Annotated in this window: 10 protein-coding genes and 1 pseudogene; 5 read left to right on the top strand and 6 right to left on the bottom strand. The window is 68.5% G+C overall.

What is annotated here, in order from left to right; translation table 11 throughout:
* Window positions 1-161: 161 nt before the first annotated feature.
* Window positions 162-1,286 (top strand): annotated as a pseudogene (locus OTB19_RS38000) (ISL3 family transposase); the annotation flags it as partial.
* A 50-nt stretch (window positions 1,287-1,336) separates the two neighbouring features.
* Complete coding sequence (locus OTB19_RS37995) at window positions 1,337-1,648, top strand: calcium-binding protein (RefSeq protein ID WP_267803360.1); 312 nt, start codon at window positions 1,337-1,339, stop codon at window positions 1,646-1,648.
* Between the two features lie 57 nt (window positions 1,649-1,705).
* On the opposite strand, the gene OTB19_RS37990 is transcribed toward OTB19_RS37995, so the two are convergent.
* The 3 genes from OTB19_RS37990 to OTB19_RS37980 all read right to left on the bottom strand — a co-directional run bounded on the left by OTB19_RS37990 (window position 1,706) and on the right by OTB19_RS37980 (window position 6,738).
* A complete protein-coding gene (locus tag OTB19_RS37990; protein WP_267803359.1) occupies window positions 1,706-4,804 on the bottom strand; it encodes a Tn3 family transposase in 3,099 nt (1,032 codons plus the stop codon).
* 245 nt (window positions 4,805-5,049) lie between these two features.
* Window positions 5,050-6,249 (bottom strand): hypothetical protein, encoded by a 1,200-nt coding sequence (locus OTB19_RS37985; RefSeq protein WP_267803358.1) that lies wholly within the window; start codon window positions 6,247-6,249, stop codon window positions 5,050-5,052.
* 345 nt (window positions 6,250-6,594) lie between these two features.
* The gene (locus OTB19_RS37980; protein WP_267803357.1) at window positions 6,595-6,738 is read right to left on the bottom strand and encodes a hypothetical protein; all 144 of its coding nucleotides are present in this window, start codon (window positions 6,736-6,738) and stop codon (window positions 6,595-6,597) included.
* 361 nt (window positions 6,739-7,099) lie between these two features.
* Here OTB19_RS37980 and OTB19_RS37975 point away from each other — a divergent pair, with 361 nt between their 5' ends.
* A complete protein-coding gene (locus OTB19_RS37975; protein WP_267803356.1) occupies window positions 7,100-10,234 on the top strand; it encodes a Tn3 family transposase in 3,135 nt (1,044 codons plus the stop codon).
* 335 nt (window positions 10,235-10,569) lie between these two features.
* Here OTB19_RS37975 and OTB19_RS37970 read toward each other — a convergent pair whose 3' ends face one another.
* On the bottom strand, window positions 10,570-10,944 hold the full coding sequence (locus OTB19_RS37970; RefSeq protein WP_267803355.1) for a hypothetical protein: 375 nt from the start codon (window positions 10,942-10,944) through the stop codon (window positions 10,570-10,572).
* Here OTB19_RS37970 and OTB19_RS43810 point away from each other — a divergent pair.
* Window positions 10,837-11,121, top strand: a complete 285-nt coding sequence (locus tag OTB19_RS43810) for a chitin binding peritrophin-A domain-containing protein (protein WP_420716991.1) — start codon at window positions 10,837-10,839, stop codon at window positions 11,119-11,121. The genes OTB19_RS37970 and OTB19_RS43810 overlap by 108 nt on opposite strands.
* Window positions 11,122-11,387: 266 nt before the next feature.
* Here the strand turns inward: OTB19_RS43810 and OTB19_RS37965 are convergent, their stop codons facing one another.
* Window positions 11,388-11,528 (bottom strand): hypothetical protein, encoded by a 141-nt coding sequence (locus OTB19_RS37965; RefSeq protein ID WP_324289648.1) that lies wholly within the window; start codon window positions 11,526-11,528, stop codon window positions 11,388-11,390.
* Window positions 11,529-12,022: 494 nt separating this feature from the next.
* A complete protein-coding gene (locus OTB19_RS37960; RefSeq protein WP_267803354.1) occupies window positions 12,023-14,077 on the bottom strand; it encodes a hypothetical protein in 2,055 nt (684 codons plus the stop codon).
* Between the two features lie 456 nt (window positions 14,078-14,533).
* Between OTB19_RS37960 and OTB19_RS37955 the strand changes: the two genes are divergently transcribed.
* Window positions 14,534-15,847: a transposase gene (locus OTB19_RS37955; RefSeq protein ID WP_324290582.1), complete on the top strand. Its 1,314-nt coding sequence runs from the start codon at window positions 14,534-14,536 to the stop codon at window positions 15,845-15,847.
* The last annotated feature ends 185 nt before the right edge of the window (window positions 15,848-16,032 follow it).

The following is a 16,032-nucleotide window of genomic DNA, read 5'->3' as shown; positions in this document are numbered from 1 at the left end:
CGTCGCCGCCGACCTCACAGGCCTCACCCGCATCATCAAGCACAAGCTCAAGAAGATCCAATACCGCCCCGAACTGATCAACGGCTGCCTCACGGAGACCGGGCTGACCATAGAACTCACCAAGATCGAGAAGGCGGAAACTACGAGTTCAACCTGAGTACGCCAGCGCCCTGCGCCTGCTCAGGCGCATCCCCACGCCGGCCTTGCGGATCCCACGGGTGATCGGGGTCGACGACTTCGCACTCAAGCGCCGGCACCGCTACGCGACCGTGATCATCAACGCTGAGACCGGCGAACGCATCGACGTCCTGCCCGACCGCACCGCTCCCACCCTGACCGCCTGGCTGCGCGAGCACCCCGGGGCCGAGTACGTATGCCGCGACGGCTCGGCTACCTACGGCGAGGCGATCCGCCAGGCCCTGCCCGAAGCGGTGCAGGTCAGCGACAGGTGGCACCTCTGGTCCAACCTGTGCGGGAAGGTCCTGGCCGAGATCCGCTCCCACGCCGCCTGCTGGGCCACCGCGGTGAACCCCGCCCGGCCCGGGGGCGTACGCGAGCAGACCACCCGCGAGCGCTGGCACAAGGTCCACAATCTGCTCGGCCAGGGCGTCGGTCTGCTCGAATGCGCCCGCCGCCTCGATGTCGCCCTGAACACCGTCAAGCGGTACGCCCGCATGAAGGAGCCCACCGGCGACCGCCTCGCCCCCCGCTACAAGCCCACGCTCGTCGACCCCTACCGCGACTACCTGCGTCGGCGCCGGGCCGAGGACCCCGCGGTGCCCGTGACTCACCTCCTGCGCGAGATCAAGGAGCTGGGCTACACCGGCAGTGCGAATCTCCTGGTCCGTTACATCGCCCAGGGCCGCTCCGAGGGCGAACGGCCGGTCACCACACCGCAGCGCTTCGCCCGCCTCCTCCTCACCCGCCCCGAGAACCTGCGCGACAAGGACACCGCTCTCCTACGCGAACTCACAAGAACCTGCCCCGAGATGACCGAACTCGCCCGCCGCACCGGCGAATTCGCAAAGCTGCTGACCCCAGCGGAAGGCAACGACACCAAGCTCACCGACTGGATCACGTCAGTTCGCGCCGCCACCCTGCCTCACCTGCACTCCTTCGCCAACGGTCTCGAACTCGACCGCGCCGCCGTGGATGCCGGCCTCACTCTGCCCTTCCACAACGGCCGCACCGAGGGCGTCAATACGCGAACCAAACGGATCATGAGGCAGATGCACGGACGCGCCGGATTCGACCTCCTCCGCCACCGCACCCTCCTCCCACAATAAGAACGCAGCGTTACCACCGACTACGGAACAGAGCCGAATTGAGGACACCGGTGCAAGACCTCAGCGACACGCAGCTGCAGGATCTGATCGAGGAAGCCACCGTGGACGCCTACGACGAGGACGAGCAGCTCACCGGCTTCTACACGATGCTCGTCGACCATCTGGCGCTCCCGTTCGAGACGACCGTGCTCGGAACGAGCGCCACCGTCGACTCCGTCGACCTCACGCCCGGAAGCGGGATCATCGCCTGGTGCAGCCGCGGCCCACACCGCCAGGCCATCGCCATTCTCGACCTCCCCCTGCCCACCCCCGCCCCGGACGGCGCCGAATGGATCCACGCCTACCGGCACTGGGCCGCATGAGCACGGCGGACCCGGGCTGTGGTGAAGGAGCTGAATGACTTTGATCGGCCGGCTCCGTCATGCCGCTGCCGGTTCAGGCTCCTCAACATCGAAGTCGACGTCCAGGTGCGGGTCGAATGCGTCCGGGCGCGCGGTCAGCTCCGTGGTGGCGTAGGTGCCGAACCGCATGATGTGGCCGGTCAGATACGGGCTGATCGCGGCCAGGTCCTCCCCCGTGATCTGCCAGCCCTCCCCCTGGAGCTCGCGTACGACGTTCATGAGGTCGAGGGTCGTATGGAAGATCACACAGTTGGCCAGCAAAGACGTCAGCTTCACCGCCTTCTCCTGCTCGACCGGGTCGTTCTCGGCGATCACCCCGCCGTTGCAGAACGCCAGCCAGTCGGTGAAGTTGTTGAACGACTCCACCTTGTTGGTGGCCGCCGTAACCCGGCGGCGAAGCGACGGATCCGAGATGAACTTGAGCAGCTGCACAGTCGCGACCGCCCGGCCCACCTCCCGGAAGGCCCGGTAGATCTGGTTGCGGTGGGAGTTGCTGCCCAGACGCCGCAGCAGCAGCGGCGAGGCCAGGGTGCCATCCCGGATCGCGATGCTGACGCGCATGAGATCGCGCCAGTGCGTCTCGATGAGCCGCCAGTCGATGATGTTGCGGCCACCCTGGTCGAACAGGACGTCGATGTGCCGGTAGCGGACGCTGGCGGAGGGCCGGTAGAAGGTGCGGTCCTTCCAGTTCCGTATCCTCGGCATCAGCTCAAACCCCATCAAATGGGCGAGGCAGAAGACCGGGAACGACTGCCCTTGCGTATCGGCGTGGATCGTGTCGGGCTTCATCTCGGAGGCGTTCTTCAGCAGCCCGTCGATGATGTAGACGGCCTCCCACACGCCACAGGGCACGAATCTGGAGAAGAGCGCGATGTACTGATCCGATATGTGGTGGTATGCGATCCCGCCGAATCCTCCGTACCGGATCGAGGACTCGGCGAGCAGGTTGTCGATGAAGGTGTCCATCTGCGTGCCGTCGGCCGCCACGGACGTCCCGTTGCCCCACGCCTTGACCAGGTCCAGGCGCATGAACGCGTTGACCACGTCGGTGATCGCCTCGTTGATCTTCTCCACGCTCAGGTGCCGGTTCGTGATCGCGCCCAGCTCGTGCGCGGACACCCCGGCGATGTGCCGAGCGGCCTCGGCGAACGTCATGTTGATGCCGCCCACGAAGGTGGTCAGCACGTACCTGCCGAAGGGGTCCTTCAGCTTCGGGTCGCTGCCGGAGGCCGGGCCGAACCGGCGCCACCACTCCACCCAGTACGCGGTGCGCGACAAGATGCCCAGCAGCGTCCGCTCGGGCATCCGCGCCTTGACCTCCGCCTCCAGCGCCTCGGCCATCGCGCTGACGCCCTTGGCGCGCTGCTTGCGCAGCACCGGCACGCCGCTCTCGTCGATGACCAGGTCCGCGTTGTCCGGGTAGCCGGAATCCACCTCCGCCGCGGTGGCCTCCAGCCGCTCGCGCAAGGCTGCGATGAACCCCGCGGCCGTGTCCGGCAGCCCGGTCTCCTCGCACAACTGCGCCAGCTTCGGCCCGCACTCCTCCCAGTCGGGCAGCTGATCGAGCCAGTTGGCGAAGGTGTCCGAGCCGGTGATGGCCACATCGCCGGTCCGCAGGTGCTCGGCCAGGTAGGTGAAGACCAGCGTCTCGAAGCGCCGGCGGTCCAGCTTGCCGGGCTTGCGCCGGTCGCGGACGGCCCGCTGCCAGTTCTGCGAGGCGAAGCCGAGGTCCAGCGGCTCCCCCTCGTACAACTCACCGATGTACTCGCGGGTCGCGCTCTGGTGGGCCCGCGCGTGCGCCAGCGCGTCCAGGACCCGCCGGTCCTCACTGACCGCCTCGAACTCCAGCGTGCCCACCAGATCGAACATCGGCGCCCGGTCCCGCTTGTAGAAGCGGGCGACCAGTACCTCGTGGTTGTTGCCGTGGTGCGCGGCCACCGCCTCGATGTCGGCGAACTCCGCCGCGAACGACCCCGAGCTCTGCACCGCCTTCTGCGCCAGCGCCAGCGCGGCGGCCCGCTTCGAGGCCAGCGCCCGCGCCGCCTTGCGGCGGGCCTTCTTCCCCGCCGGGAACGGGACCGGCACCCCGTCCGGACCCCGCGGCACGAGGTCGACGGGGTCGATCCGCTCCAGCACCGTCCGGTAGGTGCCGATCATCCGCTCCACCAGCGCCTGCTGCTGCTTGCGGATCTCCTCCAGCTCGTCCTTCGCGTTCTTCAGCTTGGCCGCCACCCGCTTGCAGAACATCTCCGCCAGATCGTCGCGAGCCCGCCGACGGGCCGCGTGCACCAGGCAGGACAAGAGCGCGATGAGCTTGCCCGTCTCGTAGTCCCGCAGCTCCGCCGCGTCCAGGGCGCCGGCCTCGGCCGCGAAGTCGGCGATCTTCCCGGGCGCGATCCCAGCCAGCCACGCGCCGGTGTTCCCGAGACCGTCCACCCACTGAAGCTGCTTGTGCTGCTCCTTCAGATGGCTCCAGCTCGGCCGCTTCGCGGGCCTCTTCAGCCGGTTCAGCCCGCTCTTGCGATCCAGCCCGCCCACCTCCAGCAGCCCCAGCAGCCGGGCCCGGTCCTCCAACGTCATCCGGGACCGGACGGTGGCGAAGATGTCCTCGTTCACCTCCCGGCGGACCCGGGCGGCCATCTCGTCCAGGGTGCGGAAGGCTGGCAGCTCACACGTCGCCCGGACCAGCTCCTCCAGCGCCACGTTGATCAGGTCCGGCGGATTGTTCTTCACCAGCGCCGCCCGCCGAATCGCCTCCTCGGCGATCGAGCGGGCCCGCTCCTGGTCGTAGGAGATGCCCTGCCGCTCGCGCACCAACTTGCGGTGCAGCTTGGCCGTGTTGGCCGACTCGTAGTGCGGCCTGGTGCCCTCGGGCAGCTCCAGAGCGCCGCGCACGTGCTCGACGACCGTCTCGGGAACCTCGGATGCCTTCGGGAAGTAACCCAGCTTCTGATAGCACTTCAACGCCAGAGCCAGGGCAAGCAGGTGGTCCTCCGAGCGGGTCCGCTCCCGGGCCCAGTCGATCTCCTCGCGCTTGAGGGTGAAGAAGACATGCATCTCCCGCGCCGACATCAGCCGCTTGAACCGCGGGTACGCGGTCCGTTCTATCGAGGTCACGCCGCCGGTCCCCACCCCTTGTACGAAAACGATCACTTCCGCGCGGGACCGTACCAGGGCGATCACCAGACCATACGACTGCCCCGCAGAACCCCGCCCGCACCGGGCCTGCGGCCTCTACGCTCGACTCCCGTGACCGACAGCAGCAAGCAGCCCCGCCGTGACGGAGAACACCGATAGCCGCACAAAACGAACCGGTCACCCGCTCAAGATCGCACTGCTATCCCTTTCGGCCGTATCTCGGCTCACCCTCTGAGTACGGCGGCGTCCGCCGGGCCGGACTCGCGGCCCCACCGTGCGGGGCCGGCTGCCTGCATCCGCGCGACCAGATCGGCCACGGCGGCTTCGGCCTCAGTCTGGTCTTGGTGGTGGCCGTCGTCCTCCGGGCGGCGCGGCATGCGGGCGGCGTCCTGGACGGCGAGCCACCACACCCGGGCCCACAGCCGGGCCGTCTCGTCCTCGTCGCGCGGGGCGCGGGTGCCGTCCCCCTGGCGCTCGGTTCGGAGCCACTCCAGCGCGGGGGAGGACTCGGCATCGCGCACCACGGCCAGGGCCTCGGACTGCGTCCAGCCGGCCAGGGCCATGGACCTGGCCGAGGCGTGGGCCCAATCCGAGAAGTTCTGACGGTTCGTCAGTTTACGGCGGAGTCCCTTCACCGCGCGCTCGCCGAGGGGGCGCCACGGAACGGCGAGCCTGGGGCATCCGGTGGCGTCCTGCTCGACCGGGCGGACGATCGGGCCGCGCTGGCGGATGGACGGCGGCACCTCGGTGTCCTCGCCGTCGACGGCCAGGGCGGCGGCCGCACGGGAGGTGCCACCGGGGCTGACGGCGGCCGCCATCGTCTCCAGCCGCGCGGCGAGACGCTCGAAGGCCTCGGCCCGCGCCGAGGCGGCGCCGAGGGCCGTCACGGCCTGCTCAACGGTGTGGGCCGTGAGTTCGCTGTGTCCGCCGAGGCGGTGGGCGGCGCCCGGCGGGCGCACCGCGCCGGCCTTCGCGTTCATCAGGGGCGCCGTGTCCAGGGTCAACGGGCACAGGGCGCGGGCCGCTCGGGCGATCCGCCGCACCGTGGCGACGGGAACGCCTTCCGCGCATCCGAGCCACACGTGGCGACCGCCGGTGGGGCCGGACCGGGCCGGTACGGGCTCGATGCCCTCGGCGGCGGCGGTGGCGGCCAACAACCCGGCGTCGGCTGCGGCCTGGGCGCCGGGGGCGCGCTTGGCGTCGAAGTCCAGCGGTACCAGGGTGAAGCGGTGGGCGCCGTGGCGGCGGCGCGTGAGGTACATCGCCACCGGCCGGGCCGGGTCGACCTCGGCCAGCGCCACGGCGTCGGGGTAGAGGTTGCGCCACTCCCCCGACTCTCCGGCGGCCGCGCGGACACGCGGGCGCGGGGACAGTTCGGCCAGGAATCGCGTCAGGGTCTCGCACGCCGTATTTCGCGTGTACACGCTAAAGCCCCCCTGCCCTTCAACGGACTTAGGGGGTGAATCGGACACGGAAGCGGAAAAAAGCTCGTCTTGTCGCATAAGCACCACGGACACGCCGGGTCGAGACAAGCCGGTGCCGCCACCATGGCTCGCTGCTACGATGGCAACGCTCCTCGGTGTTAGAGGACGTACGAGAGCCCACCGCCGGCCTAGTAACCCGGTAGTGATCTTCGTGCTTCATCTGGGATCGGGAGTCTCAGCATTGGTCGCCACAACCGTTGTCGGCTGAGACCCCGATGGGCTCTAACGCTTCGCCCGGCTAGTAAGGCCCGGCGGCTGGAGAGAGCCTCTTTTGTCTAGGTCAGGTCAGCTGGCCTCCTTGAGCTGAATCGCCTGCGGCCAACCTGCGGGCCGGCCCGTTGACGGGTCCACCTCGATCAGTTCAACCACAGCATTCAGGAACCCAGCCACCGAAATATCGGCTGCTTCGCACATGGCGAGCAGCTTCACCGCGTTCTTGGGCTCGAAGTTCGAACCCGGCCTGTACGCCTCACCCTTAGAGGGGTCGTAGGTCGCAGGCCTGAAACGCGTGCCTCTCGGCGGCCCTCCCACACCTCGGCGATCACTCATGGTCAAGATCCTGCCACACCCGGGGGAGTCTTGCAGCAAGACACCCGGTGTGGCGCCGAACTTTCTTCGGGGCTGGCGGGTTTGACGGGTCGGATGCCCGTTATTACCGGCCTCGGGGACCATCGGTACAGCCGTTGGCGTTAGGCACTTGATCTTGGTTATCTAGCACACGCGATCGGTTCGTCGGGAGGGTTCGGCGGAAGACCCACGGTCGCTCGCGGCGGCTGGTTACGTCCGCGATATGCCCGTGGAATTTTTGACTGATGAGCAGGCCACCGCGTTCGGATCGTTCGCGGATGAGCCGACGAGACCTGAGCTGGAACGGTTCTTCTTCCTCGATGACGAGGACCGGAAGCTGATCGCGAAGCGGCGTGGTGATCACAGCCGTTTGGGTTTCGCTGTGCAGATCTGCACGGTCCGTTATGTCGGGCTGTTCCTGGACGATCCCCTGGCGGTTCCCTGGTCGGTGGTTGAACACCTGGCCGAGCAGTTGGAGATCGAGGATGTCTCCTGCGTCAAGGAGTACACCGAGCGGCTGAAGACGGCCTACGAGCACGCGTGGGAGATACGCGACGCGTATGGCTACCACTCCTACGAGGACCACGATCAGGGCCGGAAGTTCCGGGCGTTCCTGCACGGGCGGGCGTGGACGGCTCACGCGGAGGGGCCGAAGGCGCTGTTCGATCACGCGGTGAGCTGGCTGCGCCGGCACCGGGTGCTGCTGCCGGGGGTGAGCGTGCTGGCCCGGCAGGTCGCCGAGGTCCGCACCCTCGCGGACAAGCGGCTGCATGCCACGGTCGCCAAGGAGGTCCGGCGGGCGGATGCGGCGCTGCCCGGGGACCTGGTGGCCACCCTGAAGACGCCGGAGGGCAAGCGGATCTCCGAGCTGGAGCGGATGCGCCGACCGCCGACACGGACCACCGGCACCGCGATGAAGGGCGCGTTGCAGCGGGTGGAGGACATCGCCTCCTTCCAGCTGGGGCGGGTGAAGCTGGACAAGATCCCGCCGAACCGGCTGTCCGCGCTGGCCCGGTACGGGCTGGGCACCAAGGCGGCGAAGCTGGAGAGGACCAGTGAGCCCAAGCGCACGGCGATGCTCAGCGCGGTGATGCGTCACCTGGAGGCGAAGGCGATCGACGACGCGCTGGACCTGTTCGAGATCCTGATGGCCACCCGGTTGATCAGTGCCGCGAGGCGGTCCACGGACAAGCAGCGCCTGTCGACCCTGCCGCAGCTGGAGAAGGCGTCGCGGCTGGTGGCGAGGGCGGCGACGGTGTTCATCGAGGAGCTGGAGCTCATCGAGCAGACCGGCTGCGATGTGGATGTGGCCGCTTTGTGGGCGGCGCTGGAGGAGGTCGCGCCCCGGGCGGCGTTGTCGAGCGCGGCGGTCACGGTGGTGAGCCTGGTGCCGGAGGACGACAACACGGCGGAGACCGCGCTGCGGGGCGCGCTGGCGCTGCGCTACAACACGGTCAAGCCGTTCCTGTCCTTGCTGGGTGAGTCGAAGGCGCTGGACGCGGCGCCCGCCGGCAGGCGGATTCTCACCGGGGTGCAGCGGCTCCCGGCGCTGTCGCGGCGGAAGGTGGGCGAGAAGCCGCTGCTGCCGCGGGAGGTCGACGACAAGCTGGTGCCGGCGCACTGGCGCAAGGCGGTGTACGCGAACGCGGACCTGCCGCAGGGGGCGGTGGACCGTGACGCGTATGTGGTGTGCGTGCTGGAACAGCTCTTCGGGGCCCTGCGGCGCCGCGACGTCTTCGCCTCTCCCTCGCACCGCTGGGCCGACCCGCGCGCCCGTCTGCTCCAGGGCAAGGGGTGGGAGGCGGTGCGCGAGGACGTCCTGGCGGGCCTGAGTCTGGACGCGGACGCGGAGCAGCATCTTCGGGAGCTGGTCGAGGTGCTGGACGCGACGTGGAGGCAGATGGCCGAGCGGCTGGCGGAGGCCGGCGACGACGCGAAGATCAGCATCGAGGTGCAGCGAGACGGGCGGGCGAAGCTGAACGTGGAGAAGCTCCACGCGCTGGGCGAGCCGAAGTCGCTGAAGTGGCTGCGTGAGCGCGTCGAGAAGATGCTCCCGAAGATCGACCTGCCGGACCTTTTGTTCGAGGTGCACGGCTGGACGGGGTTCCTGGACGCCTTCGTGCACCTGGGCGACGGCAGGACCCGTATGAAGGACCTGGCGACGTCGATGGTCGCGCTGCTGGTCTCGGAGGCGTGCAACATCGGCATGACGCCGGTCATCAACCCGGGCTACGAGGCACTGACCCGGTCCCGGCTGGTCCACGTCGACCAGTACTACCTGCGCAGCGACACCATCGCCGCGGCGAACGCCGCCCTGATCACAGCGCAGGCCCGGGTGCCGATCGTGCAGTTCTGGGGCAAGGGCCTGCTCGCCTCCGTCGACGGCCTGCGCTTCGTCGTCCCCACGCGGTCCATCAACGCCGCGCCCTCGCCGAAGTACTTCGCGAAGAAGAAGGGCCTCACGTGGCTGAACGCGATCAATGACCAGGTGATCGGCATCGGGCAGATGGTGGTGCCCGGCACCCCGCGCGACTCCCTGTTCATCCTGGACGCGCTGCTGAACCTGGACGGCGGGGTGAAGCCGGAGATGGTCGCCACCGACAACGCCTCCTACTCCGACATGGTGTTCGGCATCTTCAAGATGCTCGGCTACCGCTTCTCCCCGCGTTTCAAGGACCTTGCCGATCAACGGTTCTGGAAGGCCCAGATGCCTGGCGCCGAGACGGCGGGCGGGTACGGGCCGCTGGAGGCCATCGCCCGCAACAAGGTGAACGTGAAGAAGGTGATCACGCACTGGCCGGACATGCTGCGGGTGGCCGGCTCCCTGGTCACCAACCAGGTGCGCGCCTACGACCTGCTGCGGATGTTCGGCCGCGAGGGCCACCCGACTCCGTTGGGGCAGGCGTTCGCCGAGTACGGGCGGATCGCGAAGACCCTGCACCTGCTCGCCGTCGTCGACCCCATGGACGACACCTACCGGCGCCAGATGCACAAGCAGCTCACCGTCCAGGAGTCCCGCCACAAGCTGGCCCGGGAGATCTGCCACGGCAAGAAGGGCACCATCCACCAGGCATACCGGGACGGGATGGAAGATCAGCTGGGCTCGCTGGGTCTCGTTCTGAACGCCGTGGTGCTGTGGACGACGAGGTACATCGACGCCGCCGTCGCCCAGCTCCGCGCCGAGGGCCACGAGATCAAGGACGAGGACGTGGCCCGGCTCTCCCCGCTCAAGCACAAGAATCTGAATGTCCTGGGCCGCTACAGCTTCACCGCCTCCCAGCCGGTCGACGGCCTGCGCCCGCTGCGCGATCCGGAAGCCGTCGACCTCGACGACGATGACGACGGCCAGGATGAGTGAGCCCGGTACGAGGGGCGGCTTCGGCATCATGAGGGCCATGGACGACGTCGAGCTCACCGCGGACGAGATCAACGACCTGCTCAGCGGCGATGACCAGGGGGCCGGGTGGGACGAGGAGGACGGTTACGAGTGGGTGAGCTGATCACCGCACCGCCAGGCCCCCGTCCCGTGCGTCGGCGCTGATCGCGTCCTCGTCTTGGGCCGGGGCCTCGAAGCGGTCGAAGAGGCCCTTGAGGGCCGCAGGGGTGACGGTGAGCACGTTGGTGTCGGCGCTGGGTGCGCTCGTTCAGGCACCGCAGCAGCTCCGTCTTCTCGACGGGGAGGTACACCAGCGCTTACCGGCCGCCCGCGCCTTCGATGGTCTTCTTCCACGCGTCGCGGTCCTCGAGCAGCCACAGCCCGTGGTCGAGGACGACGTCATGGCCGGGAAATCGGTACGCATACGCCTTACAAGCAACTGGGTCCGTCGTAACCCGGCAGTCGCCCAAGCCCACGCGCCAAGCCTCGCCGGAACAGCGTCGGCGTGCGCTGTCATGGTTGCTGCTCCTGGGCAGGGGGTGGTTGTCAGGTGACCTACGGATGACCTGGTCGTTGACCGTCGTATGAAACGATTCGCTCTGGCCACTGCCGCTCTGGTCGCTGTCGGCGGCTTCGCATTCCCCGCCCCGGCTCAGGCCGGCACCGCAGATGGGGGTGTGGTCGGTTGCCATGGTCACCAGTACGGTGACCTCTACGCCGACCCGAATGACCCGCACTGGTTTTATCACTGCGCGCACGGGGCGGGTGGAACCGTGGAGGCGCACCGCAAGGAGTGTCCGAGCGTTCTTGTCTTCAACCCGGAGTTTCTGGTCTGTGACTGGCCCCAAGGACTCGGTACTCGCGAGTAGCTGGGATGCGCGGCCTTCGTAGCGTCCTGCGGCTGCCTCGCCAACCCGTGGTCGCCGCGTTCCCGCTCGCCACCGAGGACCGGTCCGGCTATCAGCGCACCCGCTTCCGCCATTGGAATACCGGCGCGAACCCGTCGGCCCCGGGCGGTTGTGACTTAGCGCGGAACCTGGCCTGCATGGACAAGTGCCGCGCCAAGCAGCTGCGCCGGGTGCCGAGCTCCACCGTCTTCCCGGTCAAGGCCGGCCCCGCGGGTCCGAGTTCGGGCTCAGAGTCCCATGTCCACCAGGGCCGCACGGAGGTCCCGCAGGACAGCGCCGACGCTGGGACGGGAGAGCTCGATCCGTTCCATGGCCAGGGTTACATAGTCGGACAGGTTGGTGTTGCCGGTGGCCGTTTCGGGATTCATCTCCCTCTGGATCTTGTAGACCAGCGACGTAAGCTCGCCCCATTCTGGTCGGCGAGGTCGTGGTCCTCCTTCAGCTGGCCCTGAAGGGTATTCAGCAGCCCTTGAACTTCACTTGCTGTCACTGTGGATCATCCTCTGGTGTGCGGCGGTGATGAGCGGCCAGGGCTTCTGGCTCGGCCTTGATCATGAGGTCAGCATCACGGAGACGCAAGGGGCGTCATCGGGCCACGGCCCGGTGATCGAACCGGCATCTACCGGGCTGACGAGGTCAGACGCGGGCCCTGGGGCGAAGCAGATGAGGCTGAGAGGCGGTGCGAGAGCTGCGGCAAACGACGCGGCCTCCTGGCACCTGCTGAAGACCATGCCGAGGTAGAACAGCGGGCCGCTGACCTTGTTAATCAACGGGCCGTCAGACTAGGGCCGCCAACCTCAGCTGGATGAGTACTGGCCCCGCCGGGTTCCGGCGGGGCTAGCGCGCCGGGGCGGGGACAGCGTCAGCGGCGGTACATCACGTACAGCTTCCCGTCGTGGGAGGCCGCGGCGGGGGCGTCCATGGGCGCGGCGTTGGGGATCACGGCGGGGTTGGTCCACGTGTTGTGGGGTGTGGAGCACATCGCTTCGTGGAGTTTTCCGTCGGTGGTCCGGAAGAACATCCACATGTTGACGGTGTTCGTGGTCATGGCCGGGGTGTGGGAGGCGTACCAGGTAGTGGGGTGGTCGACCCACGTGGGACCGCCGTCCGAGGTGGCGAGGTAGATCGAGCTGCCCTTGCTCGCGGTCGCGCGGAACATCAGGCCGTTGAACGGGCACATCGAGACAGAGCTGCCGATTTTCCAGTCGGCGGTGTCCGGGTAGCTGGTGGGGTCCCACTCTTTGTCGTAGAGGGTGTTCATGATGGGCGTTTCGTTACTGGCGTGGACGTGGGTGAGCCACAGGCGGTCGGCGAACTGTGCTCCCAGGCCGGGGGCCAGTTTGCTGCCGATCTTGGGGACCTCTGTCGGCGCGCTCCAGGTGTTGCCGGTCAGGGAGCGCGAGTACAGGCCGATGTCGGCTGGGCCCGGGTTGGTGACGACGGAGTAGAGCCTGCCCCTGTGGACCGCCAGGGCGGGCGCGTGGAGCGTCTTGGCCGTCCCGACCGGCACGGGGATGCTCCAGCCGGCGGTTCCCCTCCGGGTCCACATGACCTGGTTGTCGGAGGGGCGGGAGTACAGGGCGTGGAGCTTGTTCTCGAACGAGGCCAGCGCCGGAGGGGTGGCGCTGTCCCAGGGCAGGGTGATCGGCTTGCCCCATACGCCGCCGGTCGAGCGCACGGCGTATTCCAGGGTCCCGGTGGGGAAGGGCACCTTGGCGCCGGTGTACTTGGCCTTGAGCACGTGGTAGCCGTCGCCGTCGAAGTGCCATTCGGTGTGGCCGTAGTGGGCGAGCAGGGCCAGGTCGTACTGGTCCATGACAATCAGGCGCTGACAGGACAGGTCGTCCTCGTTGCGCAGCTGGTCGATGAGCGCGACGAAGATGATGCCGATCTCCATCGCGATACCGGTGAGCATCCCCGGGCTCGCGATGGCCATGGTCACCGCCCACTGCCAGGTGCTGAACAGCTCCTTGGACAGGGTGTTCAGGGCGGTCTGGAGTTTGTCGTACCAGGCGCTGGTGCTGTGGTCGGCCTCCCACACGCAGATGTTGAGGAACATCCCGGTGCTCGCGTCGCCGTTGAACATGCTGCGCTTGTCGGCCGCGAACGTGCGGGTGTCGCCCTGCTCGACGGCGCCGAACTCCTCGGACCTGAAGCCGCGGCCGACCGTCAGGTCGCTGCAGGCGGACGAGCACCAGTAGATCTCGTCCCGGCCGCCGCCCTGATCGCCCACCGCCCGCTCGACCCGGAAGCTCTCGAACTCCAACGCGGCCCGAAACGGCGTGGGCGCGAGGGGCTCCACCGTCTGCTGCGTACCGCCGGACAGCCCCGCGGGGTCCGGGGCCTGTTCCCCGGCCGGTGAGGCGGCGTCCGCCCCGATCGTGTCGCCGTAGGCGGTGGGCGCGCTGTTGCCGCCGCTGAAAACGGTGACGCCGAACCCGGCGTCACGCATGCCCGCCCTGAACGCCGGGCTGTCGACGGGGGCACCCGCCGCCACCGCCTCACGGTCGACGATCGCGGAGTTCGCCCGCGCCACGTGCTCACTCGCCACCGGCCCGAAGTCCTTCTCCAGGTCCACCATTTCGTACCCCGAGCCCACCGGGCGGGAAGTGATGACCTCCGGCACCACCGCCAACCTGCCCTGAGCGCTCACCGCGGCCCGGTAGGTGCGCCCCCACTCCTTGATCTCCTCGTCCGGCAACGCCGCCCGCAACACCGCGAGCACCTTGCCCTCCAGAGGAGTCAGCACCTTCCCCGCCTGCAACCGGTCCGCGGCGTGCAACGCCACCCCGAACAACACGTTGCCCTTGTCCCCGCCCGCCAGCACCTGCGATGCCCGCGAATCACGCCGCGTGCCCGCCAACAGACTCCGCAACCGCTCCAGCCGCTCCGCCGGAGTCGTGTCCCCAACCGCCATGACAATCCCGCCCCTCGATCGACGCCCCACCCCCGGACGGGAGCCGGACCCCATGGACGCTACGCATCCCGACCCCACCACGGGACGCGCAGACCACAAACAATCGGTCGAACGACCGGAAACCACCCCATTCGCACACCACCACGCCAGGTGGCTGGCCTCGGCCTGCGCCAGCGCCGTCTGGTGGGCGGCTTCGGCGAAGAGTGTGCAGGCGACCACTGACAGCCGGCACTGGCGGAATCGGACGGACTCCCGCTTTCCGCCGGTACATTCGACGACCGGCTACTCGGGGGCATGGGCCTCACAGTGCCTCGACTTTGCGGTAAATCGTGATCTTGGAAGGGGTGGGCAGGTTCCTGTCCGGGTGAGTGCGGCCTGAGGAGCGGACAGTTGGGCTGAATGTGAAGAACCATCAGCGGTGTCGATCACCAGCCTCGAAGCGAGGAAGTGCCGCTGATGGTTCCGGGGATGACGCTACCGGCGTCGTTGCCGCTTGTCCTGCGGGTCACCCGTCCGTGCTTCACGAAGTACTCGTATCAGACGTTTGCTCATCTGGTGGTCGGGATGGTCGCCCAGACGGGACGGCGGACGGTCACCGGGATGCTGACCGGGGCGGGGCTGTCGCGGCTGTGGCCTCACCGCAGGGCGCATGCCTTCTTCTCCGAGGCGTCCTGGGATCCCGACCAGCTCGGACCGCGGCTGGCCCGGGCCGTCGTCGAGGCCCTGGTGCCGGCGGACGCGCCGGTCCTGGTCGTCGTCGACGACACCCTGCCGCACCGGGTCGGGAAGAAGGTCTTCGGAGTGCTGTGGGCGCACGACGGGTCCGGGCGGGGCAAGGACAAGCTCGGGTTCGGCAACACCTGGGTGATCGCCGCGATCGTGGTCCGTCTGCCCTTCCTGGTCAGGCCCATCGCGCTGCCGGTGGCCGCCCGGCTGTGGCGCGGCAAGGGCACGGCCTCCCGCACCGACCTGGCCCTGGAGATGGTCCACGATCTGGCCGCGATCTTCCCCGGCCGCACCATTCACGTCACCGGTGACGCCGCCTACCACTCCGGCAAGGTCGCCGACCTGCCCCGAACGGTCACCTTCACCACCCGGCTGCCGCGCAACGCCGCCCTGTCCGCGCCCACCCCACCCCGGACCGGCAAACGCGGCCGGCCCCGGAAGAAGGGCAAGGCGCTGGGCTCCCTGACCGCCATCGCCGAGGCGGCGACCTGGCGGCTGACGGTCGTGGAGCGCTACGGACGCACGGAGTTCGTGTGGATCGCCAGCCTGGAGTGCCTGTGGTACGGCGCCTTCGAGGACCTCCCGGTCCGCCTGGTCCTGGTCCGCGACCTGAACTCGGCCAAGCCCTACGACCTCGCCCTGATCAGCACCGACCACATCAGCACCGCCGACGACCTGGTGGAGCGGTACGGCACGCGCCGGCCGATCGAATCCGTCTTCGAGCACATGCGCCAGGATCTCGGTGTCGGGCAGGCCCGCAACCGCACCCGCCGCGCGGTCGAGCGAACCGTTCCGTTCGGCCTGGCCGTCTACACGATCGTCGTGCTCTGGTACGCCGCCCACGGCCACCACCCCGCCGACATCACCGAGCGCCGGACACAGCAGCCCTGGTACACCACGAAGACAACCCCCGCGTTCAGTGACATGGTCGTCAAGCTCCGCCGGACGATCATCGCCGCCCGCCATATTCGCAACCACGCAGGTCAACCCGGCCCCGACGAAATCGCCGCGGTCATCCGCGCCTGGGAAGCAGCCGCGGCGTAGAGCGCCCCACACCAAGATCACGATTCGCGACAAAGTCGAGACAGTGCGTCCCTCTCATCCTCGATCCACCGCGTGATCTTTGATCACGCGGTGTGATTGCTTTTGTGGTGGGTTTCCGGATTCGGGCAGGCCGGTATCCCGGGTGGCCGTCCCGGTGGCGGGTTCTCCGAGGTTCTTTCTGGTCG

This window comes from Streptomyces sp. H27-H5, assembly GCF_026627505.1.
GTDB lineage: Bacteria > Actinomycetota > Actinomycetes > Streptomycetales > Streptomycetaceae > Streptomyces.
Note: the sequence above shows the minus strand (reverse complement) of the source record. Positions and strands in the feature narration are given on the sequence as shown.

Coding starts and splice junctions, on each gene's coding strand:
- OTB19_RS37975 (WP_267803356.1), top strand. CDS start 7,100: ATGCCCGTGGAATTTTTGACTGATGAGCAGGCCACCGCGTTCGGATCG.
- OTB19_RS43810 (WP_420716991.1), top strand. CDS start 10,837: ATGAAACGATTCGCTCTGGCCACTGCCGCTCTGGTCGCTGTCGGCGGC.
- OTB19_RS37970 (WP_267803355.1), bottom strand. CDS start 10,944: ATGGCAACCGACCACACCCCCATCTGCGGTGCCGGCCTGAGCCGGGGC.
- OTB19_RS37965 (WP_324289648.1), bottom strand. CDS start 11,528: ATGAATCCCGAAACGGCCACCGGCAACACCAACCTGTCCGACTATGTA.
- OTB19_RS37960 (WP_267803354.1), bottom strand. CDS start 14,077: ATGGCGGTTGGGGACACGACTCCGGCGGAGCGGCTGGAGCGGTTGCGG.
- OTB19_RS37955 (WP_324290582.1), top strand. CDS start 14,534: ATGGTTCCGGGGATGACGCTACCGGCGTCGTTGCCGCTTGTCCTGCGG.